We start from the raw sequence: 15,937 nt of genomic DNA, 5'->3' as shown, positions 1-15,937 counted from the left end.
TCACCACCTCCAAGCCAGTATGGAGAAGAAGGCTATAACTATTAGCGTCCACACGAAGGTTACACTTATCGCTTCTTCAGCCTTGAGTTCGTATTGGGCTAAGATTGCGTTGGCGGCTATTGCAGGTGGCATCGAGGCTTCAACCAATATCGCATAGAATATCTCCCTGGGATAACCGTGCAGGGTTGCATAGACGAATGCAAAAGGTATCAAGCTCCTAAAAGTTGCAACCTCTATTAACTTCCTTACGGAGAACTTACCCAGAGATATCCTGGAACCGAAGTACACGAGGAGCAGAGGGATGTTAGTCCATCCCACGGTCTTTATGGGATTGAGGAACCAGTCCGGCAACCTGATCCCAGCTATAACAAGGGTTAAAGCTAGCAGGTTGGCAAGCGTTGGGGGAAACCTCAAGGCTTTCTTGAAGCTCTCCTTTACGGAGGCCCCTCCCGTGGAGTAGTGTGCGGCTATAAAGGTTACAATCGGAAGGATTATCAAGGAGTTAGTCGTTGAGTACAGAATCACGGGAGTTATATCATCCAAGAAAAGGCTCGCTATTGGGAATCCTAAAGCTGCGGTATTTGGGTAGGAGGAGAGAACCATCAAGGCGCCTCTCCATTTTCTATCTTTTACAAACAGCTTTGAGTACAAAAATGAAGCGAAGAGGCTTATTCCTATAACCAAGAACACGTACAGGAAAACTATCTTTATCTTTAGCAGGTAAGAAAGGTCTTTGCTAGCGACGTTTCCAAAGACAAATAAGGCGAAGAGAATTTCATTTACAAGCCTTCTCAGGATGTAGAAGAACCTCTCGCTCTTTATTGCTCGCCTGAGCAGGTAGCCCAGGAGGATCAGTGAAAGCATCTCTGGAATGTTCATGTCAGTTCGTCGAGTTAGTGTTTTAAAGGTTTATACATGGCTTGAAAAGGGACACCGTTCCAACAGTTCACTAAAATAAAACCCGGAACAAGCATCCTCGCCCTAAAGGACGAGACTTTCAAAAGAAAAATAGGAATAAGATTAGGACAGATATCCGAGTTCTCTCGCTTTCTTTATTACAAGCCCAGCTTCCTCATCTGGAGTCATTTTTGGAGTATCCATAAAAACCTCCGGATTTTCAAACTTCTCATCACCCCTTAGGATTTCCAAAGTTTTTATCCCCAGATCTTGAAATCCATGTTACATCCACCAAACAATGCTATCTCCAAGAGTTACCAACAGTCTTTCAAATTTCCCAAATCCAAAACCTAGGTTAGGTGAGAAAGCTAGGGCACCAAAAACCCAAGAAAGTGGAACCCTTAATTTCCCTCATACTTGACAAAACACTAGTCAAATGGTGTATATTCTCAATAATCTTCCATCCTATGACGCCAAGGGGATTCATTGATGTTCTCGATGCCTATCACGAGCTTTATCCGGAAATAAAACGGCCGGTTGTTATAGATCCTATCGAAATATCTTAGTGAGAAGCGTGAGGGGATTTAATCTAAAGGCCGTGAAGAGACCGTAATACCACTTTAACCCAAGTCTGTCCAGGCCAAGTCCAATAATCTTCAACGGTTTTAAAGCTCTTTTCAGCTTAAATTCCTCAACAGTCTTCACATAATAGAGCCCTCGGAGAATACGAACTGCATAGCCATAGGACAGGAGATAGTGCACTACATACTCTGGATCAGCATTAAATTTAGTACATACCTTAACCAGTTCTTCCTTTGTAATAACATTTCCGCCGTATCTGGAGAGGATAAACCTCACTACACTACAATGTTCATGTCTTTAATTTGTGGAATAAGAGTCAAAAAAATTTGTTCTACAATTCCAACCCCATATCGAGATATTAGATAGGGAATATTTAAACCCGCCCACCAACTCCGCTGAGCCCAACTAAGAATTCTATTGCTAGGCCCAAGAGGATGAACCCCAGCATTTTCATCCCTGCTCATTTCTCATCATTTAATAAGTATAACTTCAGCTCCAATCTCTCTGGCTTTTTCCCCCTGCTTTTCATCACAAGTAACGAGAGGAGCATTGAGACTTAACGCTTGAGCTATAAAAAGGGCATCGTAAACGGCAATTTCTCTTTCAATGGCGATCCTTAGGGCTTCCTTTAGATACTTTGAATTCGGCTCAACAATTAGAAGCCCCTCCTTAACTAGCTCAACCATTGCATTATAAAGTTCCTCCGCTTTTTCCCTACCAAAAACTTTGTACTTAGTAACGTACTTCCACAGCACATTCGTCGCTTCAGTGATCAGCATCTCTACCGTGTACGGTTCTCGTTCTGGCTGTAGATAGGGAACTACTTCCTCCCAGCCCTCTTCCCTAATGAGAACCTTTGAGAATGCCGAAGTATCAATGACTATCACGATCCCCCCTCACGAGATTTTTTGCCGCTCCTCTGGGCGCCTCGGGAAGCGTCTTCACTATGCCTATAAACCTTTCAAGAGCCTTTCGCTTTCTCTCTTCTTCTATCCTCCTTTTTATGAACTCTCTTATCTCTTCACTCCAGTTAATTTCTCCCCTAAGCTTGTCCATTTCCCTTTTTAGCTCTGGTGGGATTCGAATGCTTATAACAACCGAAGTCATGTAATTCACCATAAGCAAATTCTGTATTACAAAATTTAAGTCTTTCGAGTTACAGCATTTCTGGCTCTTCCTTAGAATACCCGGGAACTCCACTTTATCATGAACAAATGCAAAAATACATTCATTACCTTTTCACAAGATGAATTCTTGAAGTTCCTTAGTTTCTCCGCAACTATCCTTCCTAATTAGCTTACCCCCTATAGGGAACCTCTAAAGATAACCTAGTAGCCTAGGCCTCCCCCTAACCTTCTCCTCTTCCAAGCTTACTCCAGAACGTAAGCCATATAACCACTCTCAAATAGAGAAAGAAAAAGGGTCAGGAGATAACGCACTTGCTCCATCCACAAACTGGACAGGTTGCACAGCCGCTCTCCATCTTCAGCTCAACCAGCTTTCCTTCCTTCTCGTAGCAGACCGGACAGTAAACAACCCCAAGAAGCTCCTTTATCTTCTCCTCTGGAATCTCCTGGGGCTTAGCCTGCCTCTGCTCCACCTTAGCCGGGGCTGGCTTATTTAGCTGGAGTGAAAAAGTTAACTGCTCGCTCCTGCCGTTGAGTATGTTATCTATGTTCACGAAGTTCTTTATCCACGGTTCCTTCTCTACTATCTGAAGAAGGATCTTCTTTGCATATTCACTAGGCTTTGGCTTGAACCTCCTCTTCTTCTCACCCTCAACACTATATACTTGGACGGAGAGGGAGCCGTCCCTGTAAACCGTTACACCCTTGCAGCCGAGGAAGTACGCGAAGAGGTACGCAGCCTTCACATCTTCAACTGTAGCTTCATTTATCATGTTGATCGTTTTACTTGCGGAATCTGTAAGCCACATCTGAATGCTTGCTTGGGCCAAGATGTGGTCGAGCCAGTGGATGTCCAAGGCCGTCACAAATACTTTCTGCATGTCCTCAGGGATCTCCTCTATTCCCTGCACTGAGCCGTAGTTGTCGCTGATCTTCTTCAAAAGTTCTTCACTGTAGAGGCCCCTCCTCCTGAGCTCAGCCTCAAACACTGGATCGACATAGTAGAACTCTCCCACAGTAACGGATTTCTTGTAGACTAAAGCATAGACCGGCTCAATTCCACTTGAGGTGTCCGCTATCATTGAGACAGAGCCTGTCGGCGGACAGGTTGTTACCATAGCATTTCTAACGCCGTACTTCTTTATTTCCTCAACTAATTTATCCCAAGGTAAGTTCCAGATCTCTGGGTGATAGTAGCCCTCAACTGGAAGTTCGCCCTTTGGATAGCCTGACTTCTCGTAGAGCGGGAAGGTCCCCCTCTTCTTTGCTGCCTCAATCGAGTACTTGTAGGCGTAGAAGGTTAAGTACTCGGTGACCTTGCGCATGAACTTGAAGCCTTCCTCGCTGTTGTAGGGGATGCCAAGCTTGAACAATGCATCAGCCAATCCCATCATCCCAACGCCGATTCTCCTCGTGAGCTTGGTGTTGTAATCGATCTCTGGGAGGGGGAACTTGTTGACGTCTATTGAGTTGTCGAGGTACTTTGCCACTTTTTGGATGACATAAGCGTATTCATCCCAGTCGAAGTACGGCTTTCCGTTTTCATCGTACTTAACGAACTTCGCGAGGTTTATGCTCGCGAGATTACAGGATTCGTACTCGTAGAGAGGCTCTTCTCCACAGTTCTTGCTTATTATTCCGTTGGCTACGTATTCGTGGACTTCCTTCATGGTAAGGGTGTAGACCATCTGCTCTCCCGCTTTCTCAACGCTAATGACCTTTCTGCATTCACCGCCGTAAATTTCAACACAATCTCCTTCCTTTACTTCCTTGAGCTTTACATAATTACCGTTAACTTTGACCTCGTGCTCTTCATCTCCTATGAGCTCCCTTCCGTCCTCAAGCACTATCTTTATTGTCGGCTTAACTCCAACCTTCCACACATAAGCCTCAACTGGCCTTCCGTTTGAGGCTATAACCTTAATGGGGCTCAGATACGCTACTTCCTCCCCGTCCCTTCCTAAGACTCCTTTCTCAATGACCTCCAATCTTTCAATGTTTTCATTCTTGGCCAAGGTGAATAATTCCTCGATTGCAATCTCTCCTTTCTCCGTGAGCACCTTAGTGCTTCCGACAACACACGGGTTGGTAGCCCTTATCGGCCCGCCTTTGGCCTCCTTAAGCACGTTTCTCCTGTTTATCACGTCGAAGAATATGACTCCTGGGTCGGCCTTGCTCCAAGCCATGAACGCTAGCTCCTCAAACAGGGACTTTGGATCTACCTCCCTAACGACCTCACCAGTCCTGGGGTTTATTAGAGGATACTTCTTGCCCTCCTTAAGGGCCTCCCAGAAGTCCTGCCAGATGCCAACGCTTATGTTGAAGTTAGCCAAAACGTTCGTTCCTATGTTCTTTTCCTTAGCATGGATGAATTTTTCGATATCTGGGTGCCAAATCTCCAGAATGCCCATATTTGCGCCTCTTCTGACATTGTGGACCAATATTCCGTTGACGACATAGCTCTCAGTCTCTGGAACCTCTAGGTGGAACACTTCTCCACTAATAATTTCTTTTCTGGTGACCCTAGCAAATGCGTACCTCTCGTAATTCTTGACCAGACTCTCAAGCTCAGGGAATTCCTGGCTATTTCTCCGCAGCATGAACAAGCTCACGCCTTTTGTCGACTTACCATTAGCAAAGTAAATCCTGTGCTTCTTGTAGAACTCTTTTGCCCTAGTCCTATCCCTCCTCTTGATGTCCTCGTACAGATCCTTCAGCAGTTTCCCGCCGAAGGGTATCTTCCTGACATTGCTAATTGAGTACTTGAATTCTGGTTTCTTTCTGGGCCTTATAAAGCCGATTTTGTCATAGAACAGCTCAGTACTCAAGCTATCGACGATTGAGACAACATATATTGGGTTCTTTGAATACCTGCCAGGGTAGTTTGATTCCCTAACCTTGGCTATAATCCCAAGGCCTAGAAGGGCAAGCTGAACCTGCTTAGCAAGCTCTGGAGATGCCGTCGAGAGTGATACCCTACCATCCTCTCTCACAAGACCATCCGCCTCAAATAACCCTCTGAGGAACGCCGCTATTACTTTCTCATCAGACTGAAGTATTAACCTGGGAATCTCTGCCCTAGCGGGGCTCTTCTTCTTAAAGTCGAGCTTTTCAAACCACACCTCTAGGGGTTTTGAGTACCACACTATCTGATAGTATCTACCCTTCCCCTTTCCTTCCATCTCTGTAACGTATCCCTTCAATCCAAAGAGCTCCTCGCCAAGTTTAAGGAAGTAGTCAACTAGCTCTTTCTCATTCTCCCCAATGGAGAATATCAGCCTTCCATTGTTCCACGCGCCATCCCCTATGTAGAACCCCAAGAACTCCGCAAGTTTCTCATCGAGCTCTGAAGGTGTTTTAACGGTGTTGCAATTGTGGTGGACATTGATCCCCAAGTCCTTTATTGAGGGAAGCCTCTTCCTTTCCCCTCTCCAGCCACCAGCCACGATGACTACAATGTCCCCCTCCTGCAACTCTTCAACGCGCTTCCATTTGAAGCCATTGGCATCGGCGGTAAGAACTAGCTCGTTGTACGTTGCGTCAAGGTAGTTCCCAAGATCGGTCCATATTCTGTACATCTTCTGTGTTCCGATCTGTCCCATGTACGCATCCACGAACTTTCCGTCGCTGTAAATTGCGTCCATAATTGGGAACTCCGTCTTAGGGTTAACGACGAGTTCTCTGAGTTGCTTTAATCCCTTGTCCGTATAGACATAGGAATCTATGCTTACACATCCTCCCTGCTTTATGACGTCACTAACGGCGTCTATGAGGTGCATAAACGAAACAGGGCCACTATTGGACGTATAAATGCCGTTCCCTGTTAGAAGGTGGACATCTTCGACTTGGATATCATAGACTTTTTGAAGTCCAAGAGGTTCTATTTTGGATATCCTTACTGGATAGAGCTTTGATAGCATTGTAAAGTACTCGACTTCCTCCTCATCAAGGCCAAGCTCATCCTTTAGCTCAAGTACTCTCCTTATAAATGCTCTGTGTGTAACTTTAGAGCTATATGAAAGGAGTTTATAAGTATTTTGAATCCTAGCCCGAATTTCTGGTTTCCTAATTTTGTAGATTGCATTGAAGGGGAAGGAATACTTCCTGTTCTTTCCATTCTCTTTTAACTCTGAAACTGCCTCTCCTCTAATCTTCGAAAGCTTAACTGACTCAGTAAGTTTTTCAAACGCCTTTAGCTTCATGTCCTTGGTCTGAATTCTTAGGGTGTACACTTTCCTGTGACCATTTTGCTTGGGCTTATACTCCTGAATGCTCGTGACAATACCAAGTGCCATGAAGAGAAGCTGAACCTCCTTAATGAAACGCTCCGAAATAGACTTAATAGCAATCCTATAATGGTGGTCTATGGTTCCATCTCCATCAAAGAACCCCGCCAAGAATGCTGCCATAACGCTTGGCTTGCTCCGGAAGATTAATTCAGGAACCCTTATGTTCTCTGATTTGTCTTTGCTAAGCCCATTTGCCTCAAGGAACTTTACAATCTTCGTAGAAGGTATTACAAGTGTTACCTTATGCTGATTCTCTCTAACAAACTCCTTTGGTTTAATACCAAAGATCTCCACGAAATATCTTTTTACTTTTTCTTTAATTTCCTCTTCGCTCGTGTTTAGGTATATTTCAATCTTCGCGTTCTTCCTTCTACCGTTCTCATAGTAATGCCTTATATGACCGTCTGCATAGATTATTCCAATTAGATACGCTAGCTTCTCATCGAGGATATTTGGTAGCTTAACGTCATAACCATTGCTTTTTAGCTCAACGTTCGTGTTGAGCTCCACATATGGAGCATCAAACTCATCAGGCGCTAAGATGTAGATATAGTCACCTTCTTTAAGTTCCATTAAAGGTTTAAGGACTGGATTACCGTCTTCATCAAAGACTAAGAACTTGTGCTCCTTTGTGACTTTAACTTCATATCCATCTTCAGTAATAACTCTGAATACCTCCATCTCCCCGTTGTCATATTTCTCCACTATCTTCTTAGTTCCCTTGTGAGTGACTACCTTTGGCGAAGAATTCATTTTTACGAGTTCTTCAATAGGAATGAATCCCCTGTCGGTCAATATTCTAGTATCTCCAGTAAAGCATGCTGCCCCAGTTGTAGTTCCAACAATGTCACCCTCAGGCCTGAGCTTGGAGAAGTTCATTCCAGTACCGCCACCAGCCTTCTGAATCATTGCAACGTCGTGAGCAGCTTTCATTATGCTCTCCATGTCATCCTCAATTGGAACCACGAAGCAGGCTGAAAGCATCCCAAGGGGTCTTCCCGAGTTAATTAATGCGGGAGTGTTTGGCATGAAGACTTGGTTTGTCATAAGCCTGAAGTACTCCTCTATCTCCCTCTCGTACTTGTTAAACTCTCCCCTCTCCAACATTGATAAGAACTCGTCAATTGAAACCTTCATCCTGCCCTTCTCTGCAAGCTCCCTGTAAAGATTGACCATCCTCTCGAAGTGGTACTTGTTTAGCCTGTACTTCCCAATAGAATACTTCCCATCAAACTTCTCGAAGTTCTCAAGGTAGTATTCAACCCTCTTTAAGTCCTGCTCGTAGTTCCCATCCTTGTCGAAGACCTTCTCATCGTACAGGAGATCTGGAATTACCGCGAGGATTGCAACCCTCTCAAATAATTCCCTGGGGCTTTCCACTATATTGCCGTTCTCGTCCCTCTTTAGGTACCTCGATGCTAGAACCCTGAGGGCATTTATTGAGAACCTCTTGTCTATCTCATCCAGCTCTTTCTTGTTGAGGATTCTCTTCTTCTCCTCTCTTATTTCAGCCTTCTTCTTCCTGTAGAGGATGTAAGCCTTAGCTACTTCAAAGAGTCCTGCACGCATTAGCTCTAGCTCAACTATATCCTGAATGTTTTCGATGTGGGGTATTTTTCCGTCGTAGAGCTCGTTGATCCTCTTGACTATATTCTTCACGACCTCATCGAGCTTCTTCTCATCCCTAACTCCCACTTCCCACATTGCCCTTTGTACAGCCCACCTTATACGTGACTCATCGAAGGGAACTATCCTGCCATCACGTTTCATCACTTTTTCAACTGCCATAAGCACACCCCTGTCATTTTGTTTTTAAAAAGGGGCAATCGCTGTAATATTATCAGCACCCAGAAAGTTAGAGGCTCAGCTATTATACCTTGCCCTTAGGAGTCTTATCAATTGTACAAAAAAATTTGAGAGAAGTTGTCACAAAACTAGGCAGGTTAAATTATCCTTTGAGGTCATCTATCCTGAAGACACCCCTGTCAAGAACGTACTTTCCTATGTATGCATACCTAACCACGACGCTACCGTTTAAATCCTGGGGGAGGGAGAGTTCTTCCATGCCCTTCACGTTGAAAACTTTCCTGTAGACCATGGTACCATTATCTAGGAAGCCCTCTACCACTAATTTACTTCCCACGGGATCCGAAAATGCCATGACGATTTTGCTCCCTTCTCTTTTAACTGCAACGTTTGGATGTTCAAACTTGTACACCTTGATTATTCCGCCGTCCGAGTAAACGAGCTTGTATCCAGGAGTGCCGTTGGTGAAGAGTAGTCTTATCATTGGAGTGTTGAATGTTTTTGCGTTCGTGACTATGGCGTAGTTGTAGTTTAGGTTCACGTAAACATACAGATCAGATTTTTGATCCACTCTAAAGCTTTTAATCCCCGACTTATCCTCTATGAAAACTTCCCTGGGAAGAACCGGCTGGCCATGGACTGTCATGATGAAGTCCTTTCCGACGAGAACATTTACACCATCACCATAGAACCTCAGGTAGCCCCCCTCCCTCCCTGCAGGATACAGAATCAGAAGACCGTAGCCGGATGTCTTCGGGTTTAACCCCGCAGTCTCAACTATTGCCTTTGACTTGTAGATGTAATTCAATGCTACAATAACGTAGTCAACACCCATGCCCATGAGGGATCTATTACCTACAAGGCCTAGATAGTACTTCGCGACGAATGCACTCGGGCCTATCTGGGCAACGGGAGCCCTCGTAGAATAGTACGTCACCCAGTTTCCGTAGTCCCACCAGACCATAACTACATCGTTTACGTTTGAGTGGTTCGCGAGGTAGTCAAGAGCCCTCTCCCAGTTGTCGCTCATCTCCGGTTTTAAATGATAGGTGTAGTAGAAGCCGTGGAGGAATGACGCTAGGAGAACCAAAGTAACTACAGCCGTTGCCACAGTTTTCTTAAGCTTTAAGGAAGAGAACCCCAGGGCTAGAAGCATTGAGAGGGCAATGGAGGCAATGAAGAAGAACCTCGTCCATATAAAGGCCATTGGAAGCAGAGCTATTGCCGTGCCCAGAATAAGAAAGTCCCATTTGTCTGGCTTCCTGAACTTAAGCACGGCTAGAGGAATTAAAAATATCTGAAGCCCATATGCCTCCCAAAAGTCCCCTATGCTAGGCCTCTGTGTTTCAGAGATTGGAAGTGCTTTGAATAGTGTGCTCAGGCCCGAGTAAAATTTACCAAGAACGAAGAGAGATACAAGAGCCAGCACCCCAATAAAGGCCACTTTCATTCTAAAGCTCATTCTCTCTTTAAGGAGTAGCATTACGGCTAAAACGGCAACTGTGGCTAAGGCTAGGAAGATATAGTAAGTCAAGAATGCATCTCCTAAGAACTTAACCTTAAAGATCGTGAACTGTCTTGGAAGTGATCTGTCGTAGCCAAACATGCCGTAACCAAAGTACCTCCCAAGGATTCCAGCTAAGACCGCAGAACCAAGTGTTCCCGCTACAAGGACTGCTACCTTCTTAATGGTAGTTTTATCACCATAGAGAAAGCCCCAGATCGAGAGCATGAGGGCGTTAACAAGGGCCAGAACGAAGATTGGGTAATAAGCCTGCCAGAATATCGATGAGAAGGATAGAGATAGCAGAATTAGTGGATAAGCTACTTTTGGCCTTTCAAACATGATGGAAAACCCCAAGAACACGAGTGAGTACCAGAACAGCATGTAATTGTCTCCCCTGTAGTAGTTAGCACATGATCTCATTATGTGAGCGAAGCTTACCGAAAGAAGGAAAGTTCCAAGTAGGGCAACCTTATCATTATACATCTTTCGAAGACCATACCACAGAAAGACCAAGGTGAGAATTCCAAATATCAGGGGAGTTAACTTAAACGCAACTTCCGGGGAAATATGAAGGACTTTAGATAGGTAACCGGGGGTCATCCAGAGGCCAAGGGGATGGTAATTGTGAACCTGCATGCCCCAAGGACCGAAGGCGTAGGGAAAGAAGTTTATCCATTGGCCTTTTTCCAAGGAGTACTCTATGTACTTAAGGTGAAAATAAGGATCATAGCCGAGCATGTAATTAAACCTCAATGGCAGCAACCTTAGTACTATGGCTAGGGTTAAGATGCCGATGAGCAGGTACTTTTCCCTCTTCATATTCCCCTTTCCTGAATTTAAATGCCTTCCCTTATAACTTTTTAAGCTCCAAGGAGATATTAAGGGACGGGAATTAACATGGACGTTTCAGTGATTCTGCCAACGATGAACGAGGAGGAAGCAATAAAGGCTGTACTCCCAAGGATAAAGGAAGTTCTGGAGGATATGGGGGTAGAGTACGAGATAATAGTGGTCGATAAGAGCCAGGACAGAACTCCTGAGATAGCCCAACGATTGGGGGCCAAGGTGATAAGGCAGAGGAGCAAAGGGTACGGGGGAGCGTACCTCGAGGGTTTTAAGGTCGCGAAAGGGAAATACATAGTGATGATGGATCCTGATGGGAGCTATCCGCCCGAGGACATTCCTAGACTTTTAGAACCCCTTATGAAGGACGAAGCCGACCTGGTCATTTGTACTAGGCTTAAGGGCAAAATTCTACCCGGAGCCATGCCATGGCTTCACCGGTACATCGGCAATCCCTTGCTCACCAAGATCTTAGATGTGTTCTTCAAGACAAACGTTTCAGATGCACACTGTGGGATGAGAGCTTTCAAAAGGGAAGTTCTGGAAAGGTTGAACCTCAAGTGCAGGGGGATGGAATTTGCTAGTGAGATGATAATAGAGGCCGTGAGGGCCGGTTTAAGGATCAAGGAGGTTCCTATCACCTATTATCCCAGAATAGGAAAATCAAAGCTCCACTCGCTGAAGGACGGCTGGAGGCACCTAAGGCTGATGCTCCTATATTCACCAACGTACCTCTTCCTAATTCCCGGAATATTGATAATTATTTTAGGGATAGCCCTTATGATCTACGCCTATAACACGAACCCCTTTAGGGTTCACACGATGATCCTGGGAAGCCTTCTCGCTATAGTGGGCTTGCAAGTCCTCAACTTCGGGATATCTGCCAAAGTTTATGCAGTGAAGGAGGGATTCTCAAAGCCCGATGAGCTAACGGAGTTTTTCATGAGATACTCTATACTGGAGGAAGGTCTAGCACTTGGAGGGTTCATGATAATCTCGGGATTCCTCCTGGGACTGTGGATATTCTACCAGTGGTACAGGAGAGGTTATGGGGAACTTTATGAGGTTAAGGCTGCAATCTTAGTCCTAACCTTAATAGCCGTCGGACTGCAGGTTGTCTTCTTCTCGTTCTTTATAAGCATCTTCATGCTTAAGGAGGGGTTCGAGTGAAAATCCTCATGCTCTCCCCCTACTTCTATCCAGAGGGAGGAGGTCTTGAGAGGTATGCATTTAAACTCGCTAAAGATCTGGCTAAAGAGCACGAGGTTACCGTTGTGTGTGCAACAAGGGGAAAGGAAAGGGAGGAGGAAATCGGAAATATCAAGGTTATAAGAAAAAAGCCGAACTTCATACTCTCAAACACCCCAATAAGGGTGCAGCTTCCCTTTGAAGTGATAAAGATTGCCAAGAAGACGGATTTGATAATAGCCCACACTCCAGTTCCCTTCTATGCTGATGTTGCTTCTCTCGTTGGGAAGATCCTTGGGATAGATGTTGTGGTTTTTTACCATACAGGCGAGCTCGTAAAGGGATCCTTGGTAGATATTTTAGCGAGAGTTTATGAAAAGACCGTGGAGAGAATTACGTTAAGGAATACCAGGATAATAGCCGTCTCAAGGTACGTGCAGAGGGTACTAAAAAGGAAGAGGTTTCGGGCTAAAGTTAGGTACCCTCCAGTTGATGAGGCCTTTTTAAGGGCAGAACCAAACTATAGAGGAAGCTATGTTTTATTTGTTGGCCAGCTGGGGAAGTACCACAGGTGGAAAAACTTGGAGTTGCTACTAAGGGCCATGAAGGGGATAAATGGCAAGTTAGTTGTCGTTGGAGATGGAGACCTGAGGGAGTACTACATTAGAGAAGCAAGGAGACTTGGAGTGGATGCAGAGTTTAAAGGATTCGTTAGTAAAGAAGACCTAGTAAAAATCTATAAGAACGCCAAAGTACTTGTTCTGCCGTCTTCAAAGAGCGAGGGATTTGGGATGGTTGTTATAGAGGCCATGCTACTTGGAACTCCAGTCGTAGTTACTGGGGTTGGGGAGCTACCTGTTATCGTTGAAGATGGGAAGTGTGGAATTGTCATAGGAATTAGTGAGAAAGATATCAATAGGGCGTTGAGGCTCTTGCTCGAGAATGAGAAAATCAGGAGAAAGATGGGAGTCATTGGAAGGAGAAGGTCTACTTTCTTAGCTTCCAGAACTCAAGATTTCCTAGGTGAACGTTTTCTTTTATAGCACCTTTCCTTTTAGCATGAATTACCACATAGGGACCTACATACCATACCTCCAAGTCTTTTGTATTGTTTATGGTAACCCATGCTTTGAAGGTTATCAACCAGTCAGGATCCCAGGATATTGCCTTGGATATGTTCCTATCTGGCCAGCAATAATTTCTGAAACCCAAAAGTAGAGGATGGGGAGTCCCAGCTAAGAACTCCTGAGGATTAGCATGCTCGCTTAGTATCTTGAATACCTCCGCGTCATACCAGTACCCATAGTCTTGAATACCCTCTGCCCCTATGTCGCTGAACTCTATGACTGCAATGTTGAACACTACAAATTTAGCTATTAAAAATATAGCCAGAACTTTTTCCAGCGAAAATCCAACTTTAAACTTCTCATACAGGAGCACTAGGCCTCTGCCAGCGAAGATACTTGCAAATGCAAGAGAGCCAAAGGCGTATCTTTCAAAGGGCCCATTGATAATGAAGCCAATTATTCCATTAAGGGTAAAAAGAGCTCCAATTGAGACAACCTTGAGGCTTGATTTTTCTTTCAGTGCATATAGGAAGCCGATCGTTATGAGGGGATATGCAACTATAAATTCGATCCAATCCCTGATCAAGAGCGGGATTAAGGATGAGAAAGACATTATCGTTCGAGATGGATAAGTTATAACAGTTGTTTTTTCAAACCCTCCGTATCCTATACTAACCAAGTACATAAAAAGGAAGTTTAGGGTTACTACAACTAATGATACCACAAAGATCTTCAAGAATTCTCGCCTTTTGGTGATCCTTGCATAGTACAGATAGAAGGGCCAAACAACGAGCCAAGATTCTCTTGCCCAGAATGCCAAGCCTGCGAATATTGAGGACAAAAGGGGTTTATCTTCAAGCCAATAAACGGCTAGTAGCATAAAGAGAGTCCCCCAGGGTTCAAGGGTGTATCTTGCCCCATACCTTAGAACGGTAAATGCGAAAAGGAAAAGAATTGAGCTGAGGAACGCTTCTCTTTTCCCAAACAACTTTTCAGCTATCTTATAAATCAGGAGAACATCGAGCAACGTTGCCAGAGATGTGGAAAGCCTAAGCAGAAAAACTCTCGCGTGAACGTTGGATACAACAGCTAGAGGTGACGTTAATAGGAAGACTAGGGAGGATCTGGGCCTAAAAGTCAGGGAAAATGCTAATTTTGAAAGATTGATATACAGCATCTCATCCTGAAAAAGTCTGAGGGTAAAAAGTGGGAGGAATATTAGAGCAAACCACAAAACAAATATTCTTTTCATTTGCCTTCCCTCCTCTTCCCGACGAGCATAAACGAATCACCTGAAGATATCGCCATATACTTCCACTCCTCATCCTCAGCAATCATGAATAACTCCCCATCTTTCCTCGATACGTAAATGACCCTGAGCTTTCTCTTAGGCCTTGAGCGTAAGTATAGAACACTTAAGGATATTCCAATTCCCAGAGATATCATTGAGGGATAAATAGTCAGCTGGACACGGGAGAGATACAAGAGAAGAGCCAGTAAGTAAAAACTTGCGATCGTTCTAATATTGGGATTATCCCATTTGGGCTCGAAGTACTCAATCCACAAGTTTATGACTCCAATTAATAATAGGTAGTAAACCCCAATTGCGATGTCGTTTGCATAATTTTCAGCTCCTAATGCAAGCACAATAGCTGATAAGATCAGGCCAACAATTGCATAGAATACGAACTTTTGTCCAACTGAAAACTCCTTGTAGGCCTTTTTAAGTCCTAAGACTGCAGGCTCTATGAACTTTGGAGCCTTTACAAGAACAATTCCTAGCAATAACATAAAGGATATAGCGACAAAGACCATCGCAAACCACGAAAGAGTAGGCTTAACTACTATTGTGGTGGTGGCAACCTTAGGCTCTCTTCCCTTAGGGGTTATGTAGAACTTCAGCGTGTACTTACCCGGAGGGGTTATTCTAGGCAATCTAGAGGATTGGAAGATGTGAACTATTTTGCCAGCTGAATATTCCCTCCAAGAGGGATGTGAGTACGAATACACCTTTATTCCATGGTAGTAAACCTCGAGTTTAATATCAACCTCGTCCACAATGCCGACTTTATTCATTATGTAGAAATCAGCCCTTATTTCATCGCCAGGATGGTACTCTTCCCCATTTAGGATTATTAAGGCTACAAGGTCACTTTCATTAACTATCAGGTATTTCTTTGGCTTGAGCTCTAGGAGGATATCAGTTAAAGAGAGGTAGCGAGCAATGAAAGTTGAATTCACGCTAAGGGAACTCGCATTTACAGGAGTTGCTGTAAAGTTTCGGATAAAAAGAGTACCAGAACCGTTAAAAACAAACATCAAAGCCGTAAAGTTTGCATCCTTTTGAGGAGTAGCAATGACGGTGAGATTTATCCATCCAAAGGTTTCCTCACCAATCTTTGTAAATTTAGTTGCATATAAGAACGTTCCATTACTTGAGAAGTACCCTATTTCCACATAAGTCTCGTTGAAATTAATCCCTTTAACAAGAGCGTTAAATTTCCAGCTGGTATTTAAAGGATATCTGGGAGAAACAAGAAGGGTAAAGGGCTCACTTTTTAAAGATTTAACTATTAGAGTCCCATTTATGTTCTCGATAGACGTATTTATAGGCCACCAAGCATTTTGAGC

Annotated in this window: 11 protein-coding genes; 2 read left to right on the top strand and 9 right to left on the bottom strand. The window is 44.2% G+C overall.

Features of this window, described 5'->3' with window-relative positions; all coding sequences use genetic code 11:
• From A3L04_RS02770 to A3L04_RS02735, 7 genes are all read right to left on the bottom strand, one after another.
• Positions 1-879 (bottom strand): AEC family transporter, encoded by an 879-nt coding sequence (locus A3L04_RS02770; protein ID WP_068576511.1) that lies wholly within the window; start codon positions 877-879, stop codon positions 1-3.
• 141 nt (positions 880-1,020) lie between these two features.
• Entirely contained in the window at positions 1,021-1,149 is a 129-nt protein-coding gene (locus tag A3L04_RS02765) for a hypothetical protein (protein ID WP_331711199.1), read from the bottom strand.
• Between the two features lie 297 nt (positions 1,150-1,446).
• Positions 1,447-1,755 (bottom strand): hypothetical protein, encoded by a 309-nt coding sequence (locus A3L04_RS02760; RefSeq protein WP_068576509.1) that lies wholly within the window; start codon positions 1,753-1,755, stop codon positions 1,447-1,449.
• A gap of 194 nt (positions 1,756-1,949) precedes the next feature.
• Positions 1,950-2,366, bottom strand: coding sequence for a type II toxin-antitoxin system VapC family toxin (locus tag A3L04_RS02750; RefSeq protein ID WP_068576505.1), 417 nt, complete (start codon positions 2,364-2,366; stop codon positions 1,950-1,952).
• Positions 2,353-2,535 (bottom strand): type II toxin-antitoxin system VapB family antitoxin, encoded by a 183-nt coding sequence (vapB, locus tag A3L04_RS02745; RefSeq protein WP_331711198.1) that lies wholly within the window; start codon positions 2,533-2,535, stop codon positions 2,353-2,355. The genes A3L04_RS02750 and vapB overlap by 14 nt, the downstream gene beginning before the upstream one ends.
• 367 nt (positions 2,536-2,902) lie before the next feature.
• Positions 2,903-8,683 (bottom strand): adenosylcobalamin-dependent ribonucleoside-diphosphate reductase, encoded by a 5,781-nt coding sequence (locus tag A3L04_RS02740; RefSeq protein WP_084448851.1) that lies wholly within the window; start codon positions 8,681-8,683, stop codon positions 2,903-2,905.
• Between the two features lie 160 nt (positions 8,684-8,843).
• Entirely contained in the window at positions 8,844-11,027 is a 2,184-nt protein-coding gene (locus A3L04_RS02735; protein ID WP_068576502.1) for an STT3 domain-containing protein, read from the bottom strand.
• A 78-nt stretch (positions 11,028-11,105) separates the two neighbouring features.
• Between A3L04_RS02735 and A3L04_RS02730 the strand changes: the two genes are divergently transcribed.
• Both A3L04_RS02730 and A3L04_RS02725 read left to right on the top strand, forming a co-directional pair.
• The gene (locus A3L04_RS02730; RefSeq protein WP_068576499.1) at positions 11,106-12,221 is read left to right on the top strand and encodes a glycosyltransferase family 2 protein; all 1,116 of its coding nucleotides are present in this window, start codon (positions 11,106-11,108) and stop codon (positions 12,219-12,221) included.
• Positions 12,218-13,282 carry a glycosyltransferase family 4 protein gene (locus A3L04_RS02725; protein ID WP_068576497.1) on the top strand — a complete coding sequence of 355 codons (1,065 nt, stop codon included), beginning with the start codon at positions 12,218-12,220 and terminating at the stop codon, positions 13,280-13,282. The genes A3L04_RS02730 and A3L04_RS02725 overlap by 4 nt, the downstream gene beginning before the upstream one ends.
• Here the strand turns inward: A3L04_RS02725 and A3L04_RS02720 are convergent.
• Together A3L04_RS02720 and A3L04_RS02715 are read right to left on the bottom strand one after the other, a co-directional pair.
• A complete protein-coding gene (locus A3L04_RS02720; RefSeq protein ID WP_068576495.1) occupies positions 13,227-14,558 on the bottom strand; it encodes a glycosyltransferase family 39 protein in 1,332 nt (443 codons plus the stop codon). The genes A3L04_RS02725 and A3L04_RS02720 overlap by 56 nt on opposite strands.
• Positions 14,555-15,763, bottom strand: coding sequence for a hypothetical protein (locus tag A3L04_RS02715; protein WP_157092396.1), 1,209 nt, complete (start codon positions 15,761-15,763; stop codon positions 14,555-14,557). Before A3L04_RS02715 ends, A3L04_RS02720 begins: the two co-directional genes overlap by 4 nt.
• Positions 15,764-15,937 lie beyond the last annotated feature (174 nt).

The organism is Thermococcus chitonophagus, from assembly GCF_002214605.1.
GTDB classification, from domain to species: Archaea; Methanobacteriota_B; Thermococci; order Thermococcales; family Thermococcaceae; genus Pyrococcus; species Pyrococcus chitonophagus.
Note: the sequence above shows the minus strand (reverse complement) of the source record. Positions and strands in the feature narration are given on the sequence as shown.

Bases quoted from the DNA above. Each gene is read 5' to 3' on its own strand.
- A3L04_RS02770 (WP_068576511.1), bottom strand. From the start codon at position 879: ATGAACATTCCAGAGATGCTTTCACTGATCCTCCTGGGCTACCTGCTC.
- vapB (WP_331711198.1), bottom strand. From the start codon at position 2,535: ATGGACAAGCTTAGGGGAGAAATTAACTGGAGTGAAGAGATAAGAGAG.
- A3L04_RS02740 (WP_084448851.1), bottom strand. From the start codon at position 8,683: ATGGCAGTTGAAAAAGTGATGAAACGTGATGGCAGGATAGTTCCCTTC.
- A3L04_RS02735 (WP_068576502.1), bottom strand. From the start codon at position 11,027: ATGAAGAGGGAAAAGTACCTGCTCATCGGCATCTTAACCCTAGCCATA.
- A3L04_RS02730 (WP_068576499.1), top strand. From the start codon at position 11,106: ATGGACGTTTCAGTGATTCTGCCAACGATGAACGAGGAGGAAGCAATA.
- A3L04_RS02720 (WP_068576495.1), bottom strand. From the start codon at position 14,558: ATGAAAAGAATATTTGTTTTGTGGTTTGCTCTAATATTCCTCCCACTT.